Here is a 22,036-nt window from a genome sequence, read left to right on the forward strand (position 1 = left end):
TAACTGCAGAGCGAGGGCGCGCCATGAAGCAGCACAAGATTCAACATTTGCATCAGCCGATCGAAGAGGCGTTGCTCGCGACCAATCAATCGCTGCGCAACGAGGTCGTTGCGCTGATGCTGGACATCGCTGAGCTGCGTGAGATACACGAGCGCCCGGTTGCGTCACGCTCGTTCAGTGCGTCCCGTGAGCAGACCAGCCCGCGCGTCGCGTTGCGCCGGCTTCATCGCTGACATTCGTCGCCCGGGCAATCGCGTCACGTCGCGTCGGAATGGCGAGCGTGATCGAGGTGTAGAAAACTCAATTTAAGATTGAATAGTGAATTGGCCGGATTCATCAGGGCGTCACCGCCTGATGAGCTTCCGGCCGGATCGGCGCTTGAGGGGAGAGCCGGTCAGTGCTCGTGCCGCACAGGCTTGTGCGTCACGGCCTCGCACAGGCGCTCGCGCAGGATCCGGGTCTGCAAGACCAGCTCGATGGCGGTGTGTCGCAATTCGAAATTCTCCGCGACGAGGCGTTCCAAGGCGTCGGTCGCCTCGCTGGAAGCGGTTTGGTTCCCTTCGAAAACCTTGAGACGCGCCATGGCTACGATCCTCGCAAAAGTGTTGATCCGGGACCGGCTCCGACACGTGTCGGCGCGGACCTGGTTCTGGAGTCGGGCGGTTGTGGCTCCGCCTGATGGCGATCGGTGGGAAAGCGCCTAATCGATAATTTGGTGGACGAGCTACGTACGTTAGGTTTTGCGAGAATGATCCTCAAATATGTTGAGGGTCTCGCTGCATGTAACATCCATGTACCTACCGCTGCGCAGCGGCGCCTGCAAGCCGTCGGATCCGAAGGTCGCGCGATTAATTTGTTAGAATTTTGTGAAACTTTTGGTGGGCTTGCCGCGTCGATATCGTATGAAGGCATGGCGCACTCGCAATCCGTCAGAGGACCGATTGGATACTGTCATGTGCTCATGCAAGGGGTGCGCCAGTTGCGCTGATCAACTTCTCATACGCAGTTGGTCGTATAACTTTTCCTATCAGAGGCGTTCTGCGCGGGAATTATCGCTCACGTCGTTCGGTAACTACCTTGCAGCTACGCTGTTTCTTCGCACACTATGTCGCTGCCGACGGCAAGTTCGAGGCCCCGCAATGCCCCCGGGAAACCTTCAATTTGAATTTTCTGTTGCATTTACATAGCTTATAGGCCATGCGATTATTGCTAATCTAGGGGGCAATGAGATGACCAATGAGGCGTCATTCTACTGAGGAAATAACTTCCAAGGTCAAGCAGGCCGAGGAACTGATGGCGCGGGGGCAATCACAGGCCCAAGCGTGCAAGGTGCTGGGCGTCAGCGTGATGACATTTCACCGCTGGCGCAAGCAGGAGGCCGCGCGCGGTCACCAGGCGAATGGTAGCGTTACCGAATTCGCCGCTCACACCGATGGTCGCGATGGGGGCCCCCCTAACCGAAACCGTATTGACGAATTGCGGCTGGAAAATGAACGGCTGCGACGGATCGTAACTGACCTGCTGCTCGAGAAGATGAAGATCGAGGAGAAGCTCGCGCTCCGGTCCGGCAACGGCAACGGCTTGCCCCGCCGCGGCGAAGTGCAGAGCTGACCGCAGCGGGTCCTGTTGAGGGCTATCCTGTTAGTGGATTCGTGAAGGCCGGGGAGCCAGCAGCAGCTGGTCGCTCAGATGCGCCTTTTCCGACCTCGCGCGCAGATCCTCGAAGATCGGCCGGAGCCTGTCCTGGGCGAGGTCCAGGCCTTTGACGATGTCCTGATTCGGCATGTCAGCCGGGAAGCGGGCGGCGCGCAGCTTTGTCTCAGCTGCCTTGACCAGCATCTCGACATCGTCGCGATGCTTGCCTGCGACCAGCTCGGCCCCCATCAGGCGGATCAGGTGAAGGAGGGCCACCAGCGCGGCCTCGGTTTCGCCAGCCGATGAACTCATGGGCGCGCCCTCGGATGCTCGTTACGCGACATTCCCGGGCCTTGCGAGCCGGCGACCTGCCTGATAATAGACATGTGAATTGTTAACACTAATGTTAATTCCTGATGGCCGACCTTTCGGATGCTCAACTGGCGAAGGCACCGGCTCATTTCGGCGCCTTCCCGTTCGCTTTTGCCTCCCTTGAAGGATTTGCCGTCGCCGTCGAGATGATCGTCGTCGTGTTGTCCAGCATCGTTGGCGGTGCGGCCTATCATTTGTTCTACTATCACACAGTCTATAGCAACAGCTTCGAGGGTTTTCTAGGGATCGGGGTCCTGGCGGCGATCCTGTTCATGTTCGTGGCCAAGTCCCAGGGGCTCTACAACGCGCAGGTGCTGGCCGGCCTCGACCGGCGCTGGAGCAGCCTGCTCGGCGGATGGCTGCTGGTCGTCCTGCTGATGACCCTGATCATCTTCCTGCTGAAAGTGGGCGCCGGCGTCTCGCGCGGGTCGGTGATGTCGTTCGGCCTGATCGGCGGCGTTGGCCTGGTGACCGGACGGATGCTGCTACAGGCGCCGCTGCAACGCGCGATCGACCGCGGCATGCTGGCCGCCCGCCGCGCGGTCGTGGTCGGGACGGCGGACGAATTGTCACGGGTGCGGCTGTCGAGCCTGCTGCGCGATTTCGGTCTCAGCGAGATCCGGCGAGTTCAGCTCGCCGAACTGTCCGGCGATCAGGACGACCGGGCGGCGGTGGCGTCAGCCATTCGCGCGGCGCGGGAATGCGCCGCCGACGAGATCGTGCTGGCCATGCCCTGGCAGCAGGAGCCGCGCATCCAGGCCGTATCCGATCAGCTGCGGGCGTCACCGCTGCCGGTGCGGCTGCTGCCGGATCGGACCGCGGAACGATTCCTGGCGCTGCGGATGGTGGCGACCGGCCCGATCCCGACGCTGGAAATGCAGCGCTCGCCGCTGACCTCGCTCGAGCGCGCCGGCAAGCGGCTGTTCGACGTCGTGGCGGCTGCCGGCCTGTTGCTGCTGTTCACGCCGCTCCTGATCGGAACCGCGATCGCGATCAAGCTCGACTCCAGGGGACCGGTCCTGTTCCGGCAGCGCCGCAACGGATTCGACGGCAGGCCATTCCACATCCTCAAGTTCCGCTCGATGCATGTGCTCGAGGATGGCGATGTGATCGTGCAGGCCTGCGCGAACGATCCGCGGCTCACCGGGATCGGCGCGACGTTGCGCCGCCGCAGCATCGACGAGTTGCCGCAGCTCGTGAACGTGTTGCGCGGCGACATGTCGCTGGTCGGACCGCGACCGCACGCGCTGGCGCATGACGACAAATATTCGAAGCTGATCGCGAGCTATGCGCAGCGCCAGCACGTCAAGCCGGGCATCACCGGTCTTGCGCAGGTGCACGGACTGCGCGGCGCGACGCCGGCGATCGAGGACATGGAGCTGCGGGTCGCACACGACCTCGCCTACATCAAGAGCTGGAGCTTCATGCTGGACCTGCGCATCCTGTTGCGCACGGTCGGCGAGGTGCTGCGTCACACGGATAGCTGAACCGCGCTCGCGCGCCGACGCGCTGGAGGAAGCCGGCTCGCAGTTTTCCGGACCGAGCTTTCGAGCGTTGTCGAGCGAAGTGGATACCGGTTCGCGTGAAGAAAACGCGTCAAGACAAGAAACCTGAAGCTCCGTTCCGATTCCATCGAAACGGGAAAGGCTCTAGTGCGGAATGTCCTGGCCGGCGTCCTTGAATTCCTGCTCGATGATGTGCCGGTTGGCGTCGCCAGCCACGCGATAGGCCTGGCCGATCGCGCCCTTCAGCTCCGGCGCGCGGCTGAGGATCAGGCGAATCTGCCGGCGCAGCAGATCGACGAGCTCCACGTCACGCGCCGTGTCGACCTGCGCCAGCAGGATCAGGCGCGGCGCGATCAGGTCGCTGCGGTTGAAGCCGGTGTAGTAGGACATCTTCAGCGCCCGCGACGCGGTCGGATTCAGCCAGTCGAACCGTCCGGTCGCCGAGGCGAGGCCGAACCAGGCGCCGGCGTCCATCGGCGAGAGGCGAAGCGCGCGCGTGAAAGCGGCTTCGGCGGCCTCGGGCGAGGCCGGCAATTCGCTCCAGCCGTCGCGCAGCCACAGCTCGCTCCTGACGACGCCGATGCCTGCCGCGCGCGCCGGTCGGGTACGCAACCCATCCGCAGCGAGCCACCATGCCGACAAGGCCAGCGTCACGGCGCCCACCAGCACCGCGACCGGCACGAATGCCGGTGACAGCCGCTGCGCGCGCTGCACGACCGCGTCAGTCATGGCGCGCCGCGGGGGAGCCGGTCATCAGCAGGGTTCGGCGCGGGCCCTCGAGCTTGACGCAGGTCAGGCGGCCGGTCGCATAGGCGCCGGTGTCGACATTGATGCGGTTGTGCAGCAGTTCGGCCTCCTGCACCGGCGTATGGCCGTGGACCACGATCTTGCCGAAATCATCCTCCGACACCAGGAAGTCGTCGCGGATCCAGAGCAGATCCTCCTTGCGCTGTTGCTTGAGCGCGATGCCGGGCCTGACGCCGGCATGCACGAAGAAATAGCGGCCGTGCGAGTAGGTGATCGGCAACGAGCGCAAAAACGTGAGATGGGCCGGTGGCATCTGACGGATCAATTGCTTGGCGAGCGCCCTGCGTTCGGCGACGCCGGGATTGGGGGAGGGCGACAGTCCATAGGACATCAGCGTTTGCAGGCCGCCGAACTGTCGCCATCGCGCCAGCATCTCGGGATTGACGAGGAATTCGAGCAGGCAGGCTTCGTGGTTGCCGAGCAGGCAGACCACCTTCCGCGTACGGCGGCGCTGGTCGAGCATCGCGATCACCTCGCGCGACTCCGGCCCGCGGTCGACGTAGTCGCCGAGGAACACCTCGATCACCCGTGCCGGCCGCGTGCTGCGGATGTCGGCGTCGATGCGGGCGCAGATCTCGTGCAGCAGCTCGGCGTGGCCGTGGATATCGCCGACGGCATAGATGCACGTCTGGTCGCCCGCGTGTTCGCGGTCGTCAGTCTTGCCGACAAGGCGCCGGATCAGGTTGCGCATCCGAGCTCTAGCCCGCTTGCAGCCGGGACCGGCTGATCCGCTGCGCCAAACCCGTTCCGATCACGGCTCCCAACACGATGACTCCCGGTAGCGCCGGCAATTCCGGCAAGGTGAATGCGGCGAGCAGCAGCGTCAGCAAGGCGGCTGCCGCCGCCGCGGCATAGGACCAGTCGCGACCGCGATTGCGGGCACCGGCGGTGAACGCGGCAATGCCCGCGATCGTGACCACCAGTCCTGTCCAGAACATGGCGGGACCGAACTGGGCGATCGAGGCGGCGGCGCTGGTCGCCACCACGGGCCGCGCCGTCGGACCCTGCCAGTCCATATAGGTCGATGCCAGCGTCGCCGTGGTGCCGGCGCCGCTGCCGAGCGCGGGCAGGTCGGCGAGCAGATTGTGGCTCGATTGCACGACGTCGGCGGGTGCGTCGGCGAAGGCCACGGCCAGCGCGACGTCGGCATGGCGGTTGGCGACCGCCGTCGCCAGCGCGATCAGCGCGATCGCCGCCGCGGCGCCAGCGCTGCTCCAGCGATGCAGGTGAAGCCTGCGCGCGGCGAAGGTCATCAGAACCAGGGCGATGCCGGCGGCGACTGCGATCGCGGCACCTCGATGCCCATACCAGCAGGCGCTGGCGATGCAGACCGCCGTGCTCGCGGCGAGCAGCCAGCGCAGCCGCGTGGAGCTGCCACCATCGGCACGTTCACCGCCATAGAGTGCGCGGGCGAGCGCGAGCGGAATACCCGCGAGGACGATGACGAGGAATCCGTCTGCCTTCGCGCCCGGCGCGGCAGCTCCGAGCCAGGCTTTGAGCGGATCGCTCGAGAGCAGCAGGATCAGCGCGGCAGCCAGCGCTGTCGCGGCGATGGTGCGGGCCACCATATCGGCGCGCTTGCGGTCGATCGCGACCGCGGCAGCGCCGATCATGACCGAGAGCAGTGTCAGCCAGAGCAGCAGCGCGCCGAGGCTCGCGCCGGTATCGATCGTGATGCTGCCGCTGAGCGGCGCACCGAGCGTTTCGCCGGCGAACTTCCACACCGGATGCGCCAGGCTCGGCAATGGAAGCATTTGCAGGACGATCCAGAGCGTGGGCACGAGCGCCGTCGCGACGGCAGGGCCGGCAACCGTCTTGAGGAAGCCCAGTTCACCCGGCCGGATCGTGATCAGGCTTGCCAGCAGGCCGAGCGCTGCTGCGGCGCCGACCAGGCCGGTGGCGAGTGAGGCGTCGAGCAAACCAACCGGAATTGACGCCCCGATCAAGATGCAGATGAAAGCCGTGACGTTCCACACGGGAGGTGCGGGTCCTGGGAGGGATGAGAACGCAAGGCAGCGGGATGCCCCGGGCTCGCCGCGAGGTCAACGGAAATCGGGAGTGTGCCATGCGCGGCTAGGGCCTGCCGCGCCGATGCGGAGCGGCGCCCGGCCGGTGCGTCGGCGAGCGGGCGGGACCAGATCAGCGGCCCGAACGTGCTCGCGAGATATCCGATCTGAAGCGCCGCGACGGCTGCGACCATCAGCAACGCGGTCTCCAGCCTCGAGGCTTCGGTGGTGGCCAGCAGCGCGAGTTCCGCCAGCGCCACGGGCACCAGCGCGAGACAGCGCAGGCGCAGCCCGAGAACTCCGCCGGCGATCAAATTACCGAGGAAAACAAACAACATAACGAAACCCTGTGCCCGGGCATTATCGGGCCGCGGCCCTAAGCTGCGGTTAACCGGGCATGTCGCTTTGAACCGGTCACGTGCAAATGCCGGCCGCAGTCTGGCGGGTGGTCATTTGCTAATTTGTTAGCGCTCAGAACGGGCGCAGGTCGCCATAGCTGTAGGCGGCCCAATAGTCGCGGCCGCCGTATGGGCCGTAGGCGCCGTAGAGCGGGGCGCAGGAGTAGCGATCCGGGCAGCCGTGCCAGCAGACTCGTCTCCATTGGCATATATCGCCACGACAATATTGCAGGCGCTGACAGTCATTGCCGACGCGGACAGCCCGTGGTGCCCGGGAAACGCCGAGTTCCGCGGCATAAGCGACAGAGCCGCCAGACAGCGACAGCGCGGTCGCCAGTGCGATTGCCAGTGCCGCGATGCGGGTCATCGAACCCCCGGGTCGGTTATCACAAGCTATCTCATCCAGAGATAATCGGAATATCACGCGAAATCAGAGCCGGAATGCTGTCTTACGGGGTATGACACCCGTGACGCCGCCGGTGTCGCCCAATTGCCTCACCACTATAACATTCACTATCGATCATAGCACAATATATCGCCGAACCTTGTGGCTGCGATGATCGATATGTTACGGCACGTCCGGAGTAGAGTGATGCCGCGTTCGAATTTCAGTCGGGTCATGTTTTTGCTTGCGGCTGCCGGATTGGTCGGCGGTTGCCACTATATGCCGACCAACGGTCCCACCAGTTCGGACCTTCTCGCCGGACATCAGGACCCGGAAAGCCTGCCCTATGCAATGGTCAAGATCACGCCGCAGGTCGAGAACGTGCTGGCATCGTTCGCGCCACAGCTCGCCGGCGGCATCCAGGGTCCGCCGCCCAAGGACATCCGGTTCGGCATCGGCGACGTCGTCAGCGTTACCATCTTCGAGGCTGCGGCTGGCGGCTTGTTCATTCCGGCCGAGGCCGGCGTGCGCCCGGGCAACTACATCACCCTGCCGAACCAGAACGTCGATACCGACGGCAACATCTCGGTGCCCTATGCCGGCGCGATCCGGGCCAAGAACCGCACGCCGACCGAGGTGCAACGCTCGATCGTCGATGCGCTGAAGAACCGCGCCATCGAGCCGCAGGCCGTCGTCGCCCTGATCGAGCAGCGCACCTCGCTGATCTCGGTGCTCGGCGAGGTCAACACGCCGAACCGCTTCCCCGCCAATGCCGCGGGCGAGCGTGTGCTCGACGCGATCACGCGCGCCGGCGGCCCGAAAGGGCAGGGGTTCGACACCTGGGTGATGCTGGAGCGCGACGGCAAGCGCACGACAGTGCCGTTCGGCCAGTTGGTCTACGAGCCCAAGAGCAATATCTACGCCCATCCTGGCGACACCATCTATGTCTATCGCGAGCCGCAGACCTTCGTCGCCTTCGGCGCCTCGGGCGCGCAGGGCCAGTTCAATTTCGAGGCCTGGCGGATCTCGCTGGCCGAAGCGGTCGCCAAGGCGGGCGGCCTGAACGATGCCGCGGCCGACCCGGCCTCGGTGTTCGTCTATCGCGGCGAATTGCCGGAGGTCGCCGCCAGGCTTGGCATCGACGTCGGCAAATATTCCGGGCCGATCATTCCGGTCGTGTACAACATCAATCTCCGCGACCCGGCGGGCTATTTCCTGGCGACGCGCTTCCAGCTGCGCAACAAGGACGTGCTCTATGCCTCGAACGCGGCGTCGGTCGAGGACGCCAAGGTGATGCAGCATATCCGGCTCGTGACCGCGACGGTGAACGACCCGATCGTGGCGGCCTACAATGCGACGCTGCTGCGCAACTCGATCAAGTTCGCGGTGCCGGCGCAGACCGCCCTGCAATGATCGGCGCATCGCGCCGGGTCGCCGGCGATGGCGCGGCGTGCGCCAACGTTGTCCGTGGATCCCGACGATTAACATTGGTCCGGCCGGGCGTGCCCCCGGGAGGCGATCGCAAGGCTATTTAATTGGCGCGGTAACCTCGACTATGCTAACTAACTGTTAGTCGTCGTCAGGGAGATAACCGTGTTCACATTCGAGCGATCCGGCGGCTTTTCTGCGCCGGGTCAGGCGCTGCCCTTGATGTTGGCGGCGGGCGCCGCTGCGAGGGCGCAGGCCCCCGGTGCACCGTGCGGGCTCTCCCGGACGATCGGCGCGGCCACCGGCACCACAGCTATTTCAACCGTTACTCCTTGAGCGGGCTTGCGATTGCCGATGGCGAACCCTTTGCAGCAGTGCGTTTCGGTGACGGTGGCGCGACGTATCCCGGGATCATTGGAGCGCGCGAGGGCAGGGTCCTTCCTGCCGCCGCGGCGATAGGACGAGATGCTTCAGCGCAACCAGATTCCGCCGTCGCTCGATCTGAGAAATCGCCCGGCCGAACTGCCGTCGCTCGCGGAAACGTTCGACGCCTTCATCTCCTATCTGCTGCGGCAGTACTGGATCATCCTCGGGACCGCCGGGCTCTGCTTGTTCGCCGGCATCTGCTACCTGATGACGGCCACGCCGAGCTATACCGCGCTGGCCACGATGATCATCGACACGCGCAAGTTCCAGGCCATTCAGCAACAATCGCCGGTCAATGACGTGCCGGTCGATTCCTCCGCGGTCGAGAGCCAGGTCGAGATACTGAAGTCGGAGAACGTGGCGCTCGCGGTGATCCGGGACCTCAAGCTCGCCGACGATCCCGAATTCGTCGGCTCCAGGACGGGCGCCGCGGGGGCGGTGCTGGATTTCGTGTCCGGCCTGTTTGCGGGCCGCGCGCCGCTCTCCGAATTCGACCGCACCCGTCGCGCGGTCCGCACCTTCCAGAAGCAGCTCGACGTCCGTCGCCGCGGCATGACCTATGTGATCGAGATCAGCTTTCGTTCGCTCGATCCCGAGCGTGCCGCGCAGATCGCCAATGCCGTCGCCGACGCCTACATCGTCGACCAGCTCGATTCCAAGTATCAGGCGACGCGTCGTGCCAGCGTCTGGCTGCAAGACCGCATCCAGGAGCTGCGCTCCCAGGCATCCAATGCCGAGCGCGCGGTGCTCGACTACAAGAAGGCCAACAACATCGTCACCTCCAGCGGCAAGCTGCTCGACGAACAGCAGCTCGGCGAGCTCAACACGCAGCTTGTCCAGGTGAAATCGCAGGTCGCCGATGCCAAGGCCAAGCTCGACCGCATCGAGGCGGTGGTGAAGGCCGGCGCGCCGGATGCGACGGTTGCCGATACCCTGAACAACCAGGTCATCACCAAGCTGCGCTCGCAATATCTCGAGCTTGCCAACCGCGAGGCCGACTGGTCGTCGCGCTATGGTTACAACCATCTGGCTGCGGTCAATCTGCGCAACCAGATGCGCGAGATCCAGTCATCGATGATGGACGAGCTGAAGCGGCTCGCTGAGAGCTACAAGAGCGACTATGCGATCGCCTTGCAGCGCCAAAGCGAGATCGAGCGCGCGGTCAACGACTCGGTGTCGCAGTCGCAGTCCACCAACCAGGCGCAGGTCACGCTGCGCGAGTTGCAGAGCTCGGCGCAGACCTATCGGTCGCTCTACGACAATTTCCTGCAACGCTACATGGAGAATGTGCAGCAGCAGTCGTTCCCGGTCAGCGAGGCGCGGGTGATCACCCGCGCCTCGCGCCCGCTAAGCAAGAGCCATCCGCAGACCCTGGTCGTGCTGGCGATCTCCATGCTCGGCGGCCTGATCGCCGGGCTCGGGCTCGGGGTGTTGCGCGACCTCTATGACCGCGTGTTCCGTACCGCCGACATGGTCGAGGCGATCCTCGACACCGATTGCATCGCCATCGTTCCGCGCGTGCCGCCGGGGCAGATCAAGGCCGCGGTTGCAGCAGGCCGGCCCAGTCTTCCAGGCGCCTCGCGCGCGATCCAGCGCGGCGCCGAGCCGGTGCTGTGGGCTGCGATCGATGCGCCATTCTCGCGGTTCTCCGAGGCGATCCGTTCGATCAAGGTCAACGCCGACCTCAACGTCACCAAGCCGTCGAAGATCCTCGGCCTGACCTCGGCGTTGCCGAATGAAGGCAAGTCGACATTGGCCTTCGTGTTCGCACAGCTGGTCTCCCAAAGCGGCGCGCGCGTGCTGCTGGTCGATTGCGACCTGCGCAATCCCTCGCTGAGCCGCAAGGTCGCCGCGACCGCCGAGCGCGGCATTCTGGACGTGCTGTCGAACAACGCGACGCTGCACGATACGGTGTGGCACGATCCGGAGACCGGGCTTGCCTTCCTGCCGGGAGCGACGCGATCGCGTATCGCGCATTCGCATGACGTGCTGGCCTCCGACCAGATGAAGGATTTCATCGACCGGGCCCGCGGCCATTACGACTACGTGATCGTCGATTTCCCGCCGCTCACGCCTGTGGTGGACGTCCGCACCACGGCGCATTTCGTCGATTCATTCATCTTCGTCGTCGAGTGGGGCAAGACCCAGGTCCAGGTGGTCGAGCGCGCGCTGCGCAGCGCCCGCGCCGTCAACGAGAACCTGCTTGGCGTCGTGCTCAACAAGGCCGATATCGCCGCGATGAGCCGCTACAGCGGCTATGGCGGCAAGAACTACTATTACAATTCGCACTATGGGCGATACGGCTACACCGAGTGAGAGACCCGAGGCGATAGCCAGACCATGACGATGGAATTCAGCGTCGGACAGCACAACGCGCATTATGAGGGCGTCTACTCGGCGCACGAGCGCGATTGGCGGCGCGTCTGCGCGGTCGACAAGGCCGATCACATCGCCGGCCTGCTCGGTGCGTCGGCCGCCGCGGTCGGCAACGTGCTCGAGGTCGGTTGCGGCACCGGCGCCGTGCTGGCGCGGCTGTCGGCGATCGGCGTCGGCCGGGACTTCACGGGCATCGACGTGATCGATCCCGCCACCAATCTGGAGACTGACGGCGCGGCCGCAGCCCCGTTTCACTGGTCGATCTATGACGGTGCGACGATTCCGTTCACCGACGGATCGTTCGATCTGGTCTATGCCAGCCACGTGCTGGAACACGTGCCGGAGCCGCGCGCATTCCTGCGCGAATTGGCCAGGGTCGCGCGAGGCTTCGTCTATGTCGAGGTGCCGTGCGAGTTGCACGCCCGGACCAGCGGCCGGGCGCTGCAATCGACGCTCGACATCGGCCACATCAATTTCTACACGCCCGACACGTTCCGCCTGGTGCTGGAGACCGCCGGCCTCGCGGTTACGGGCTTCGGTATCTATGACCACAGCCTGGCGGTACATGGATTCCATTCGTCGCAGGCGAGGGGGCTCGCCAAGAGCATCGTGCGCAAGACGCTGTTGGCGCTCGGCCCGGGCTTCGCGACCCGGCTTGCGACCTATCATTGCGGGGCACTCTGCCGGCGCGATGCGGCGGCCGCGTTGGCGCGGGACCGTTGAGCCATGGCACCGCGCGTGGTCGTCTTCAACAACATGATCACTCCCTATACCAACCGGCTCTACAATGAGCTGGTCGACCGTGGACTGGATCTCGCCGTGCTGTCCTGCACCGCGCAGGAGGCCGATCGATGCTGGGCCGGATCGTTCGAACCGCGTTACACCGCGCGCACCGTGCCCGGCCTGTCGATCCCGCTGTCGCGGTCGCGTCACACCCACGTCAATTTCTGGATCGGGCGCGCCTTGAGCGCGCTCGCGCCGGACCTGCTGTTCGTCAATGGCTTCTATCCCTCGATGCTGGCCGGCGCGGCATGGGCGCGCGCCAACGGCAGGGCGTTGGCGCTGACCATCGACGGCTGGCGCGAGACGATGCCCGATACGGCCTATCATCGTCTCGCGCGGCCCCGGCTGTTGCGCCACTGCAATGCTGTGGTGTGTTGCAGCGACAGGGGCAGGGACTATTTTCGCGTCGAGGGCGTACGCGACGGCGATCTGTTCGTGGTGCCGCTGGTGCCGGCATGGGATCCGCCGGAAGATGAGCCCGCGTTCGACGAGCGGCCGTTCCACCTGCTCTGGTGCGCCCGCATCAACGACGATGCCAAGAATGCGATCTTCTTCGAGAACGTTGCGATCGCGCTCGGTCGGACCTTGCCCGGGCTGAGCGTCCGGGTGGTCGGGTCCGGTGCGGCCGAGCGGCGCATGCTGGCGCGGCTTGGCGCTGCCGGCATCGACGTCGCGCACGACGGCTACGTGCCGTGGCAGGCGATATCGGGGGTCTATCAGCAGTCGCGATTGCTGTTGCTGCCGTCGCTCCTGGAACCGTGGGGCCTGGTGTGCAACGAGGCCTTGCAGTGCGGGGTCCCGTGCCTGGTGTCACCGCATGTCGGAGCCGGTGGCGAATTGGTGCGTGACGGCGACAACGGCTATGTCCGAGCGCTGGATGAGCAGGCGTGGGTCGATGCGGCGCGCGCCGTACTGGAGCATCCCGCGCGCTGGGAAGCGATGTCGCGGAGCGCCAGGCAAAGCGTGCTGGGGAATGCGCTCGCGGACGCGGCCCTGCGTTTCATGGCCGCAGTCGATCATGCTCTGGGGACGCCAGCCTTGCGGGAAGCAGCGCAATGATCGGGCGATGGCTGTCGCGCACCGATGTCTTTCTGCACGCCTATCTGGTGATGGTGCTCGGCTGCGTCTATTTCCTGTTCAATTTCATCGAAGGCATCTCGTTCGCCGAGAGAGCCGGTGAATCCACCCTGTTCCGCGGCGCATGGCTGCTGCTCTATGTTCTCCTGATACTGCACGTCGCGGTCGATCGGAAACGCTTCGGCGTTCTGCTGCTGCATTCGCATCTCTACCTTGCGTTCGTATCTGTCGCGGTCGTGTCGTTGGCCGTGAGTGCCGACGCCGCCGGTTCATCGGTCAAGTTCGCGATGTATCTCATGACCACGCTGTTCGCGGCGTGGGTCGTGATCCGCTGCCCGGTCGATCGTCTCGTCGACATCCTGTTCCGGATCGGGGTCGCCGTGCTGATCGTTCACGTCGTGCTGTTTCCGGTGATCGGCTCGCAATGGGACTATGATCCGCTGCATCGGCCGACAGTGCTCGGGACCCAGGCCTATGCGGGCATTTTTGGCCACAAGAATCTCGCCGGCGCCTTTTTTGGGCTCATGGCGCTGATCTGTTTCGTGCGCATGCTGGCGGGACCGCGGTGGCAATTCGGCTGGTCGCTGCTCGTGATGGCCTGCCATTGCGTTGCGCTTGCGGCGGCCGGCTCGGCCGGACCGCTGATCAGCATGGCGACGACGATCGCCCTGACCTTCGGGTTGTTGCTGGTGCTGCTCGGGCGCAGGGGCGCGGCGTCGATCTATTGGCTCGGGCTCGCTGCGCTTGCGCTGGTGGCCTACGTCGTGCCGAGTGATGAGTTGTATGGCCTGGTCGGCCGCAGCGACAATCTGACCGGACGCTCGTTTCTCTGGTCGGTGTGGCCGCATTTCTTCTGGCAGCACCCGTGGCTCGGCTACGGGTTTTCGGGGTTCTTCAACGAACTGCCGAATGCGCCCGTGAACGAGCTGACTCGGATGGCACCCTGGAACACCGAGTTCGGCTCGTTCGAGAACTCCTATCTCGATGCCTTTCTTCAGTTCGGCCTGCTCGGTGGGGCGCTCTATGTGCTGCTGCTGGCGCGGGCGCTGTGGAACACCATCGTCTTCACGTTCGAGCGGCAGGGGACGTACTGGATCGCGCCGTTTGCGATGCTGTTGTTCGTGGTGATCGCGTCAGCCAATGACTCGAGCCAGTTGCTGCACAATTATTTCGGCTGCGTGCTGGTGTTCTGGTGCTATTTCGGCCCGGAGGCCAGGTGGCAGGCGGCGCCGCAGCGGGTGTTCACCATGCGCGCGAGTGAAGCATGACGGCATTGACCGACAGGCCGGACCAAGTGGCCGCCGCAACAGGCGACGACGGTGTGCTGCACCGGCCGTTGCGCTGGCTGCGGCGCGTGGGGAGTAATGTCGGGCTCGGCCTGGTCGACCAAGCGCTGCTCAGCGGCGCGGCGTTCCTGCTGACGATCGTGCTGGCCAATGTGCTCGATATCAGTTCGTTTGGTCGGTTCAGCGTCGCCTGGTCGTTCTCGATCTTGGTCGAGGCGGTGGTCTTGCGCGGTCTGTTCGACGACGGCCTGCCGGCCACAGCGCATCGCATTCCGAAATCGCAATGGCCGCAGCTTCGGTTCGGACTGTATTTGTCGGCCCTGCTGGTCTCGGCGACGCTCGGCCTCCTGCTCGCGATCGCGGGCGTGGCACTCGCCGCTGCGGGAAACGACGCGGGCGGACTGATGATCGCGACCGGGCTCGCAATCCCGGCGGCTCGCCTGCAAAGCATGTTCCGCCGCATGTCCTATCTCGATGGGCGGTTGCCGCGCGCGGTGATGTCGTCACTGGCCTACTGTGCGGCACTTGTGGTCTCGACTGTGCTGATGATCGGTCTCAGGCTCACCGGCGCGGCTGCGGCGATGGCATGCATCGCGATCTCGGCTGTGGTCGCCGGCGGTCTGCTGCTGGCCTACACGAGCGAGCTGGCATGGCCACAACGTCGGATCTTTCGTGGCTCGCTGCGGCGGCTGGTCAGGAATGGCCGCTGGTTCGTGGCGACATCGCTGACCTACTGGATCGGCAGCATCGGCTTGATCCCGGTTTGCGGTGTTCTGATCGGGCTGCAAGCCAGCGCGTCGCTGCGGATCCTGCTGCTGCTGTTCGCGCCGCTGAGCCAGTTCTGTGCGACGATGTTCTCGGTTCGATTGCCGGAAATCGCTGCCGAGCTGCGCGCCGGCAGGCGCGGTGCGGTTGCCGCCGCGGCTCGCGAAAATGCCCTGCTGCTCGGATCGATCGCGGCCGCCTATGGCGCATTGGTGGTGCTGTTCGGGCAGCGCATCCTGGCGCTCGTGATTCATGGAGCGGGCTATGAGATCGGGATCGGCAGCCTGGGCCTGATGGCCGTCGCGATGGGGCTCGACGCGGTGTGGCTCGGCCTCGCGTTGCCGTTGTTCGCGACCGGCAAGCCGCAACGGTTCATGCTGAGCCGGATCGCCGGCCTCGTCGCGTTGTGCGGTGTCCTGCCGCTGGCGGCCGCCGCCTGGCAGGTGACGGGCGCCGTTGCGGCGATGGTCGCCTCCAGCGCTGCGTCGGTGATCGTCGTGGTGTGGACCAGCGCGGTGCGGGAGCGGCCATGACCGACGACGCGCATGGCCGCTCGCTGCCGAAGCTGCATATCGGTGCCTTCAACTGCGGCATCGAGGGCTGGATCAACACCGACATCACGATGCATCTGTGGATCGCGAAGCTGCCGTTCGCGGCGAGGGCGCTGCATCTCGCCGGCCTGCTCAGCGATGTCCGCTATACTGAGCACCGCCGGGGCAGGTTCGACGGGCTCCGCCATATGGATTTGACCAAGCCGCTGCCGTTCGCGGACCGCAGCCTATCGGCGGTGTTCAGCGCGCATGTCTTCGAGCACCTGTTTCCCGACGAGGTCGAGCGGCTGTCGCGTGAGATCGCTCGCGTGCTGGCGCCTGGCGGGGTGTGCCGCATCGTCGTGCCCGATATGGAACGGATCGTCGCGCTTTATGATCCGGCCGCGCCGCAGGCTTTCCTCAGGGGCGTATTCGAGATCGAGCGTCGGGGCGAAGTGGCTTTCGCGCATCACTGGGGCTTTACCCGTGCATCGCTCGCGGCGTTGTTCAGCGCGGCGGGCTGTTCGCAGACCCACACACGAGCCTATCGTGAAGGCGTCTGTCCCGACATCGACCGGCTCGACAACCGGCCGGACGAGTCGATCTTCTTCGAGGCCATCAAGTGAGCGGGACAGGTCAATCGCTGGCAGGAGACGGACATTGCTGAGGGCAATCCAAGCCCGTTTTTCCGGTGCGGCACGGAGGCGGCGCGGTGAATTCCTCGTCCGCACCGTCAACGTGCCGCCGGATGCGAAGATCCTCGATCTCGGCGGCGGGAGCGGCCGGCACATCCGCGCGATCCTGCCGTACCACAACGACATCACGGTCTGCGACATCTCGGCGGATGATTTGAAAGCCGCGCGCGAGCGCTTCGGTTTCAAGACGGTGCTGCTGCGGGAGACCGAGCGGCTGCCATTCGACGATCAGGCGTTCGATTTCTGCTTCTGCTCGTCGGTGATCGAGCATGTGACCGGCCCGAAGCAGCAGGTCGTCACGATCGCGAGCGACGCGGCATTTCGCGATATCGCCCGGGCGCACCAGAACCGATTTGCGGGCGAGATCTCGCGGGTGGCGAAGTCGTTCTACGTGCAGACGCCGTACCGGTATTTTCCGATCGAGAGCCACACCTGGCTGCCCGGCATCATCGTCTTGCTGCCGAGGCGGATGCAGATTTCGGTGATTGAGCAGTTTAACCGCTTCTGGTTCAAGCGGACCGCGCCCGACTGGCATCTATTCGACTGGCGCGAGATGACGGAGACGTTTCCGGACGCCCGGATCTACCGTGAACGATATCTCGGCATGACCAAGTCGCTGATGGCGATCAAGGCCTGACGCAGCCCACCGATCGCCGCATCAATCGTCGCGCCGCGCCAGCACGTTGATCAGCGTGCCCACGGCGGCCCGGCGATCGAGCGCCGGCGGGAGCGGCGAACCGGCAAAGCCAGCAGCCAGCATCGAGAGGCCGTGCTGCCGCAGCAGGTTCTGCATGGCGGCCAGCGAGGCGTCGAATTTGGAGTATGTGAGATAGCGGAACAGCGGTCGCGGCGACATGCGCAAGGACGCGGCGTGAGCGAGCTTGTAGCTCCGGCGCAGCAGCGAGCCGCGGTTCGGGATCGAGACCAGCAACAGCCCGTCAGGCTTGAGCACGCGATGGATCTCGGCGAGGCACCGTGCCACGTCCAGGACATATTCCAACACGCTGGCGCACAGCACGCCGTCGAAGGCGCGATCCGTGAACGGCAGGCTCTCGATCGTTGGGATCTGCCTGAAAGTGAGCCGTTCGGCGAGCCTGCCGTCGGTGCGGTGGGCGCGTGCGGCGGCGACCATGTCCGGCGATGCATCGACGCCGGTGACGTTGCAGTTGCGCGCGGCGAGCAGGCGGGCGAGCGTTCCGGTGCCGCAGCCGGCATCCAGCCAATGCTGTCCGGAGAGATCGGTTGTCCCGAGCAGACCGAACATCGCGGCGGTGCGTGCCTTGAAGGTGCGGCCGCGATGCAGCGTCTCCCACGCCGACGAGATCTCGTCGTGAAAGCGGATTTCGGGACGCTCGATCTGGCCCATGGTAGCCATGGTGATCCCTACCAGTGGAAGCCGTTCACTTTGGCGCGGACTTGTTCGGGCAATCCGATATCCGTCAGTTCGAGCACGACCTGGTCGGGACGAGCTACGGTCAGCGCCGCGACGAAGCGTGGATCGGCCGTCGTCAGCACGATGATATCGGCCCATTCGATCGTCGCCGTCACGTCGTCATGCAGCAGGCCGACCAGGTCGGGGTTGCGCATCAGGAACTCACGGTTGGCGCCGATCAACTGCGACAGCTGCACATTGGGGTCGAAGATCCGGATGTCACGCTGCTCGCCGAGCAGGCGCTTGACCAGCGCCACGAACGGGCTTTCGCGGACATCGTCGGTGCCGGCCTTGAAGCTGATGCCGAGGAACGCAATGCGGCGGCCGTCATGCGACAGGATCCAGTCGGTGCCGCGCGACATGATCATCTCGTTGCTGGGCAGGATGCTTTCGAGCACCGGTGCCGACAGGCCGCGGCTGTGGGCGAGGTGCCTCAGCGCCTTGACGTCCTTGGGCAGGCAGGAGCCGCCGAAGGCAAAGCCCGGGCGCAAATAGGCCGCCGAGATGTTGAGCCTGGTGTCCTGCATGAAGATGTTCATGACGTTGCGGCCGTCGATGCCGAGCGTCTTGGCGATGGTGCCGATCTCGTTGGCGAAGCTGACCTTCAGCGCATGCCAGCTGTTGTCGACATATTTGACCAGCTCGGCGGTCTCGACCGGCGGGGTGATCTTGGCGCCCGGCAGATCCTTGTAGAGCGCCATGACGCGGTCGGCGGTGTCCTGGTTGAAGGCGCCGACCACGGTCTTGGACGGCGCGTTGAAATCCGCGATCGCGCTGCCTTCGCGCAGGAATTCCGGATTGAACGCGAGGTCGAAATCGCGGCCGATCTTGTTGCCGGAGGCTTCCTCGATCAGCGGGCCGACGGTGCCGCGGGTGGTGCCCGGCAGCACGGTGGAGCGGATCGTCACGGTATGCGGTGCGTTCTTGGCGCGCAGGCCACGACCGATCTCGATGGCGACCTCCCGGATCGCGGTCAGGTCGAGATTGCCGTTGCCCGACGAGGGCGTGCCGACGCAGACCATCGAGATGTCGCTGTTGACGATCGCCTCGGTGGCATCGGTGGTCGCGGTCAACTGACCGGTCGCGACCGCGCGCGCCACCTTGTCCGTGATGCCGGGTTCGATGACCGGCGAGCGGCCTTTACGGATCAGGTCGACCTTGGCGACGCTCTTGTCGACGCCGATGATCTGGTGACCGAGTTCGGTGAAGCAGGCCGCGCAGACCGTTCCGACATAACCCAGGCCGAAGATACTGACGTTCATGCTTCGACCTTCGCTGATCCGGACATGCGGGGGCGCGCGGCGGTGCCGCGCCCGATCGCTGACGGCGCAGGCGCCATCAACCGATGCTCTCGAGTTGGGTGAAGCGGCAGGGCAATCAAGGCGATGCCCGCCCGGCGGCAGCTTTGGCGTTGGAGGCCGGCGCGGACGGCCGCTCGGTGGTCGTGCGCGGTGAGCGGCCTGGCAGCGGTGCCTTCCTGGTGAACAGCGCCTCGTAAGCCGCGAGCAGCTTCGGCTCCTCGTGCGTCCAGGACAATTTGCGCTCGACGCGGCTGCGGCCGAATGCCCCCATCGTCTGCCGCTGCGCCGGATCATCGATCAGCGCAACGATCTTGTCGGCGAAATCGATCGGATCGTTCTTCGCCGCATAGAGCGAGGCGTCGAGCGCCGAGCGCCGGCCCTCGCGGACGTCGAACTGGACGATCGGCCGTCCGAGCGCCATGTACTCCATGATCTTGTTCATGGTGGAGATGTCGTTCATCGGCGTCACCCGGTCCGGATTGACGCAGACATCCGCGGTCGAGAGCATCGTAAACAATGCGTCGTCGGCGATCGCGCCGGTGAAGGTCACGTAGTCGCAGAGCCTCATCTCCGCGCAGAGCGCGACGACTGCGTTCCATTCCGGCCCGGTGCCGGCGATGTTGAACTGGATGTCGGTACGTCCGAGGTCGTGCACGATGTGGCCGATCGATTGCAGCAGCAGGTCGATGCCCTCGGACTGGCCGATCACGCCGACATAGCCGACGCTGTGGCGCCGGCCGTTGCGCCAAGCCGGATCGACCGGGCGGGAGCGCACCCGCTCGAGATTGGGGCCGGAGCGCACCACGAACACCCGGCTCGCCGGCATCCGGCCGCGCGCGATCGCGATCTCGCGATATGATTCATTGGTCGCGATCGAGATGCTCGCCGTCTTGAAGGTCAGATACTCGACCAGCCGCAGCAGATGCCAGAAAATGTCCCTGCGGCCGAATTTCGCTTCGTAGAGCTCGGGATTGACGTCGTGATGATCGAACACGAAGCGCTTGCCGCCGAGCCTGAACAGCAGACCGACCAGGAAGATCAGGTCCGGCGGATTGCAGCCGTGGATCACGTCGAAGCCGTGCTTCCAGGCGACCTTGGTCGCGAGCCAGGTCTCCCAGAACAGCGCGACCGGATATTCGATCAGGTAGGCGGCGATGCCGCGCGCTTCCACCGGCATCGGATGACGGTAAATGTGAATACCCTCGAGGCATTCGTAGGATTTGTCATGGCCGCGGCCTTTCGGGCAGATCACCGAGACCTCGTAGCCCGCCTTGCGCAGCGACGTCGCTTCGCACCACACCCTGCGATCGAAAGGAACCGGGAGGTTCTCGACGATGATCAGGATCCGCCGCGGTGATGGTTCAGCTCTCGACATTTGCGATGATCTATATCATTGACCTAACAACATCACAATCCGACTAACATTGGAATTAACATGCGCGGCTTCCATGATGCAATCCCTGTGCGGATGTGACGGCGACGAGACACGGACATGGCAGGCACGTTGAGGGATTGGGGCAGCGGGGCATTGATTGCACTGGTTTTGAGCACGCTGGTGCCGTTCGCTCAGAAATGGCCGCTGCGATGGAATGCCTCGCTGACCACCGATGCGCTCGATGCGAGCCGTGTGAACGCCGTGATCCCGCCGACGTTTTTCGGCATGACGGTCAACGCCATCGGTTCGTCGCAGCCGTGGCCCGAACTCAGGTTTGACGGCGTCCGGCTGTGGGGCGCGATCTATTGGGCGCAGGTCAATCCGGCGCCCGGCTTCTACAACTGGGCGCGGTTCGACGCGATCCTCGCAGCCGCCGAGCGCGCGCATGTCGATATCGTTCTCAATCTCGCCTTCACGCCGAGATGGGCGGCCGCGGTGAAGGATGCGCCGCCGGCGTTCACGCCGGGCGCGAGTTCGCCGCCGGCCGATCTCGCCTCATGGGATGATTGGGTGCGGGCGGCAGTCACGCGCGCCGCCGGACGCATCAAATACTTTGAAATCTGGAACGAACCCGAGGATCCCAAATATTATTCGGGCGATATCGCGACGATGGTCGAGATGCAGAAGCGGGCCTATCAGATCATCAAGGCCAGCGATCCCGGCCTGGTGGTGCTGACGCCGTCGTCCAACGGCACGCCGGACGGCTATCGTTGGCAAGAGACCTTCATGGCGCAAGGTGGCGGACAATATGCCGATGTCTTCGCCTTTCACGGCTATGTCAGCGAACCCGAAGCCGTGATCGATGTCATCGCGCGGTTCAAGCAGATGCTCGCCGCGCATGATCTGTCGGGAAAGCCGATCTGGGACACCGAGGCCGGCTGGTCGTCGAAGGAGGACAATCCGGATGGATATCTAGCCCGAGCCTATATCCTGAAATGGATCAATGGCGTGGATCGCGCCTATTGGTACGAGTATGCCGGCGGGGGCGGCGACTTCGGCAAATTGTGGGATCCGGCGCGCGGGCTGCTGCCGGCCGGAAAAGCCTACCGCACCGTGCAGTCGTGGCTGGTCGGCGCCAGCGTCGTGGCCGCCACTCGCACGTCGCCATCGACCTGGTGCGTCGAGCTTCGCATGCAGGATGGCCGCAACGGCGTGATCCTCTGGACCACCAGGGGCCGGTCGGCCTATCGCGTCGAGCCGCGCTACAGCCGCTACGAGGGGCTGGACGGCGGCGAAGGACCGGTCGTCAACGGTATGGTCGAGATCTCGCCGAAACCGGTCCTGTTGCTCGAATGATAGCGGTGTTAATCCGCGAACAATGGGATAATGGTAACGATATTCTTGTCTTCATCGCGCAAGGCAGGCGCGATACAAGGGCGCTGTTAACGCGAGGC

Annotated in this window: 22 protein-coding genes; 12 read left to right on the plus strand and 10 right to left on the minus strand. The window is 64.8% G+C overall.

The features are described 5' to 3' along the window. The first annotated feature begins 23 nt into the window (after positions 1-23). Positions 24-233 carry a hypothetical protein gene (locus tag CWS35_RS18760; RefSeq protein ID WP_024579547.1) on the plus strand — a complete coding sequence of 70 codons (210 nt, stop codon included), beginning with the start codon at positions 24-26 and terminating at the stop codon, positions 231-233. 161 nt (positions 234-394) lie between these two features. Here the strand turns inward: CWS35_RS18760 and CWS35_RS18765 are convergent, their stop codons facing one another. Then, complete coding sequence (locus CWS35_RS18765; RefSeq protein ID WP_100953049.1) at positions 395-583, minus strand: hypothetical protein; 189 nt, start codon at positions 581-583, stop codon at positions 395-397. A 653-nt stretch (positions 584-1,236) separates the two neighbouring features. Here CWS35_RS18765 and CWS35_RS18770 point away from each other — a divergent pair. After that, positions 1,237-1,611: a helix-turn-helix domain-containing protein gene (locus tag CWS35_RS18770; RefSeq protein WP_024579549.1), complete on the plus strand. Its 375-nt coding sequence runs from the start codon at positions 1,237-1,239 to the stop codon at positions 1,609-1,611. Between the two features lie 30 nt (positions 1,612-1,641). On the opposite strand, the gene CWS35_RS18775 is transcribed toward CWS35_RS18770, so the two are convergent. Continuing rightward, positions 1,642-1,947 (minus strand): hypothetical protein, encoded by a 306-nt coding sequence (locus CWS35_RS18775; protein ID WP_024579550.1) that lies wholly within the window; start codon positions 1,945-1,947, stop codon positions 1,642-1,644. Between the two features lie 104 nt (positions 1,948-2,051). Between CWS35_RS18775 and CWS35_RS18780 the strand changes: the two genes are divergently transcribed. Continuing rightward, on the plus strand, positions 2,052-3,494 hold the full coding sequence (locus CWS35_RS18780; RefSeq protein WP_100953051.1) for an undecaprenyl-phosphate glucose phosphotransferase: 1,443 nt from the start codon (positions 2,052-2,054) through the stop codon (positions 3,492-3,494). A 162-nt stretch (positions 3,495-3,656) separates the two neighbouring features. Here CWS35_RS18780 and CWS35_RS18785 read toward each other — a convergent pair whose 3' ends face one another. The 5 genes from CWS35_RS18785 to CWS35_RS39050 all read right to left on the minus strand — a co-directional run bounded on the left by CWS35_RS18785 (position 3,657) and on the right by CWS35_RS39050 (position 7,090). Further along, positions 3,657-4,241 carry a hypothetical protein gene (locus CWS35_RS18785; RefSeq protein WP_100953053.1) on the minus strand — a complete coding sequence of 195 codons (585 nt, stop codon included), beginning with the start codon at positions 4,239-4,241 and terminating at the stop codon, positions 3,657-3,659. Continuing rightward, positions 4,234-5,010 carry a metallophosphoesterase family protein gene (locus CWS35_RS18790; RefSeq protein WP_024579553.1) on the minus strand — a complete coding sequence of 259 codons (777 nt, stop codon included), beginning with the start codon at positions 5,008-5,010 and terminating at the stop codon, positions 4,234-4,236. Before CWS35_RS18790 ends, CWS35_RS18785 begins: the two co-directional genes overlap by 8 nt. A 7-nt stretch (positions 5,011-5,017) precedes the next feature. Further along, positions 5,018-6,295, minus strand: a complete 1,278-nt coding sequence (locus tag CWS35_RS18795) for a hypothetical protein (RefSeq protein WP_157817185.1) — start codon at positions 6,293-6,295, stop codon at positions 5,018-5,020. Continuing rightward, positions 6,262-6,663 carry a hypothetical protein gene (locus CWS35_RS18800; protein ID WP_024579555.1) on the minus strand — a complete coding sequence of 134 codons (402 nt, stop codon included), beginning with the start codon at positions 6,661-6,663 and terminating at the stop codon, positions 6,262-6,264. Before CWS35_RS18800 ends, CWS35_RS18795 begins: the two co-directional genes overlap by 34 nt. A 133-nt stretch (positions 6,664-6,796) precedes the next feature. After that, the gene (locus tag CWS35_RS39050) at positions 6,797-7,090 is read right to left on the minus strand and encodes a hypothetical protein (RefSeq protein WP_157817186.1); all 294 of its coding nucleotides are present in this window, start codon (positions 7,088-7,090) and stop codon (positions 6,797-6,799) included. 225 nt (positions 7,091-7,315) lie between these two features. On the opposite strand from CWS35_RS39050, the gene CWS35_RS18805 reads away from it, so the two are divergent. The 8 genes from CWS35_RS18805 (at position 7,316) to CWS35_RS18840 (ending at position 17,111) form a co-directional block, all read left to right on the plus strand. Continuing rightward, positions 7,316-8,521 (plus strand): polysaccharide biosynthesis/export family protein, encoded by a 1,206-nt coding sequence (locus tag CWS35_RS18805; RefSeq protein WP_210202713.1) that lies wholly within the window; start codon positions 7,316-7,318, stop codon positions 8,519-8,521. Positions 8,522-9,001: 480 nt separating this feature from the next. After that, on the plus strand, positions 9,002-11,278 hold the full coding sequence (locus tag CWS35_RS18810) for a polysaccharide biosynthesis tyrosine autokinase (protein WP_100953057.1): 2,277 nt from the start codon (positions 9,002-9,004) through the stop codon (positions 11,276-11,278). A gap of 24 nt (positions 11,279-11,302) precedes the next feature. Next, positions 11,303-12,061, plus strand: a complete 759-nt coding sequence (locus CWS35_RS18815; protein ID WP_100953059.1) for a class I SAM-dependent methyltransferase — start codon at positions 11,303-11,305, stop codon at positions 12,059-12,061. A 3-nt stretch (positions 12,062-12,064) separates the two neighbouring features. Continuing rightward, the gene (locus CWS35_RS18820; protein ID WP_100953061.1) at positions 12,065-13,180 is read left to right on the plus strand and encodes a glycosyltransferase family 4 protein; all 1,116 of its coding nucleotides are present in this window, start codon (positions 12,065-12,067) and stop codon (positions 13,178-13,180) included. Further along, on the plus strand, positions 13,177-14,466 hold the full coding sequence (locus CWS35_RS18825) for an O-antigen ligase (protein ID WP_024579561.1): 1,290 nt from the start codon (positions 13,177-13,179) through the stop codon (positions 14,464-14,466). The genes CWS35_RS18820 and CWS35_RS18825 overlap by 4 nt, the downstream gene beginning before the upstream one ends. Further along, the gene (locus CWS35_RS18830; protein ID WP_100953063.1) at positions 14,463-15,782 is read left to right on the plus strand and encodes a polysaccharide transporter; all 1,320 of its coding nucleotides are present in this window, start codon (positions 14,463-14,465) and stop codon (positions 15,780-15,782) included. The genes CWS35_RS18825 and CWS35_RS18830 overlap by 4 nt, the downstream gene beginning before the upstream one ends. Continuing rightward, entirely contained in the window at positions 15,779-16,405 is a 627-nt protein-coding gene (locus CWS35_RS18835) for a methyltransferase domain-containing protein (RefSeq protein ID WP_100953065.1), read from the plus strand. The genes CWS35_RS18830 and CWS35_RS18835 overlap by 4 nt, the downstream gene beginning before the upstream one ends. A gap of 34 nt (positions 16,406-16,439) precedes the next feature. Beyond that, the gene (locus CWS35_RS18840; protein WP_100953067.1) at positions 16,440-17,111 is read left to right on the plus strand and encodes a class I SAM-dependent methyltransferase; all 672 of its coding nucleotides are present in this window, start codon (positions 16,440-16,442) and stop codon (positions 17,109-17,111) included. A 21-nt stretch (positions 17,112-17,132) separates the two neighbouring features. Here the strand turns inward: CWS35_RS18840 and CWS35_RS18845 are convergent, their stop codons facing one another. The 3 genes from CWS35_RS18845 to CWS35_RS18855 all read right to left on the minus strand — a co-directional run bounded on the left by CWS35_RS18845 (position 17,133) and on the right by CWS35_RS18855 (position 20,582). Beyond that, complete coding sequence (locus CWS35_RS18845; protein WP_100953069.1) at positions 17,133-17,849, minus strand: class I SAM-dependent methyltransferase; 717 nt, start codon at positions 17,847-17,849, stop codon at positions 17,133-17,135. 8 nt (positions 17,850-17,857) lie between these two features. Continuing rightward, complete coding sequence (locus CWS35_RS18850) at positions 17,858-19,168, minus strand: nucleotide sugar dehydrogenase (RefSeq protein WP_100953071.1); 1,311 nt, start codon at positions 19,166-19,168, stop codon at positions 17,858-17,860. A gap of 115 nt (positions 19,169-19,283) precedes the next feature. After that, the gene (locus CWS35_RS18855) at positions 19,284-20,582 is read right to left on the minus strand and encodes a glycosyltransferase family 4 protein (protein ID WP_100953073.1); all 1,299 of its coding nucleotides are present in this window, start codon (positions 20,580-20,582) and stop codon (positions 19,284-19,286) included. A gap of 117 nt (positions 20,583-20,699) precedes the next feature. Here CWS35_RS18855 and CWS35_RS18860 point away from each other — a divergent pair, with 117 nt between their 5' ends. Continuing rightward, positions 20,700-21,938, plus strand: a complete 1,239-nt coding sequence (locus CWS35_RS18860; protein WP_245438562.1) for a glycosyl hydrolase — start codon at positions 20,700-20,702, stop codon at positions 21,936-21,938. Positions 21,939-22,036 lie beyond the last annotated feature (98 nt).

This window comes from Bradyrhizobium sp. SK17, from assembly GCF_002831585.1.
Classification (GTDB): domain Bacteria; phylum Pseudomonadota; class Alphaproteobacteria; order Rhizobiales; family Xanthobacteraceae; genus Bradyrhizobium.

Coding starts and splice junctions, on each gene's coding strand:
- CWS35_RS18760 (WP_024579547.1), top strand. CDS start 24: ATGAAGCAGCACAAGATTCAACATTTGCATCAGCCGATCGAAGAGGCG.
- CWS35_RS18765 (WP_100953049.1), bottom strand. CDS start 583: ATGGCGCGTCTCAAGGTTTTCGAAGGGAACCAAACCGCTTCCAGCGAG.
- CWS35_RS18770 (WP_024579549.1), top strand. CDS start 1,237: ATGAGGCGTCATTCTACTGAGGAAATAACTTCCAAGGTCAAGCAGGCC.
- CWS35_RS18775 (WP_024579550.1), bottom strand. CDS start 1,947: ATGAGTTCATCGGCTGGCGAAACCGAGGCCGCGCTGGTGGCCCTCCTT.
- CWS35_RS18780 (WP_100953051.1), top strand. CDS start 2,052: ATGGCCGACCTTTCGGATGCTCAACTGGCGAAGGCACCGGCTCATTTC.
- CWS35_RS18785 (WP_100953053.1), bottom strand. CDS start 4,241: ATGACTGACGCGGTCGTGCAGCGCGCGCAGCGGCTGTCACCGGCATTC.
- CWS35_RS18790 (WP_024579553.1), bottom strand. CDS start 5,010: ATGCGCAACCTGATCCGGCGCCTTGTCGGCAAGACTGACGACCGCGAA.
- CWS35_RS18800 (WP_024579555.1), bottom strand. CDS start 6,663: ATGTTGTTTGTTTTCCTCGGTAATTTGATCGCCGGCGGAGTTCTCGGG.
- CWS35_RS39050 (WP_157817186.1), bottom strand. CDS start 7,090: ATGACCCGCATCGCGGCACTGGCAATCGCACTGGCGACCGCGCTGTCG.
- CWS35_RS18805 (WP_210202713.1), top strand. CDS start 7,316: ATGCCGCGTTCGAATTTCAGTCGGGTCATGTTTTTGCTTGCGGCTGCC.
- CWS35_RS18810 (WP_100953057.1), top strand. CDS start 9,002: ATGCTTCAGCGCAACCAGATTCCGCCGTCGCTCGATCTGAGAAATCGC.
- CWS35_RS18815 (WP_100953059.1), top strand. CDS start 11,303: ATGACGATGGAATTCAGCGTCGGACAGCACAACGCGCATTATGAGGGC.
- CWS35_RS18820 (WP_100953061.1), top strand. CDS start 12,065: ATGGCACCGCGCGTGGTCGTCTTCAACAACATGATCACTCCCTATACC.
- CWS35_RS18825 (WP_024579561.1), top strand. CDS start 13,177: ATGATCGGGCGATGGCTGTCGCGCACCGATGTCTTTCTGCACGCCTAT.
- CWS35_RS18830 (WP_100953063.1), top strand. CDS start 14,463: ATGACGGCATTGACCGACAGGCCGGACCAAGTGGCCGCCGCAACAGGC.
- CWS35_RS18835 (WP_100953065.1), top strand. CDS start 15,779: ATGACCGACGACGCGCATGGCCGCTCGCTGCCGAAGCTGCATATCGGT.
- CWS35_RS18845 (WP_100953069.1), bottom strand. CDS start 17,849: ATGGCTACCATGGGCCAGATCGAGCGTCCCGAAATCCGCTTTCACGAC.
- CWS35_RS18850 (WP_100953071.1), bottom strand. CDS start 19,168: ATGAACGTCAGTATCTTCGGCCTGGGTTATGTCGGAACGGTCTGCGCG.
- CWS35_RS18855 (WP_100953073.1), bottom strand. CDS start 20,582: ATGTCGAGAGCTGAACCATCACCGCGGCGGATCCTGATCATCGTCGAG.
- CWS35_RS18860 (WP_245438562.1), top strand. CDS start 20,700: ATGGCAGGCACGTTGAGGGATTGGGGCAGCGGGGCATTGATTGCACTG.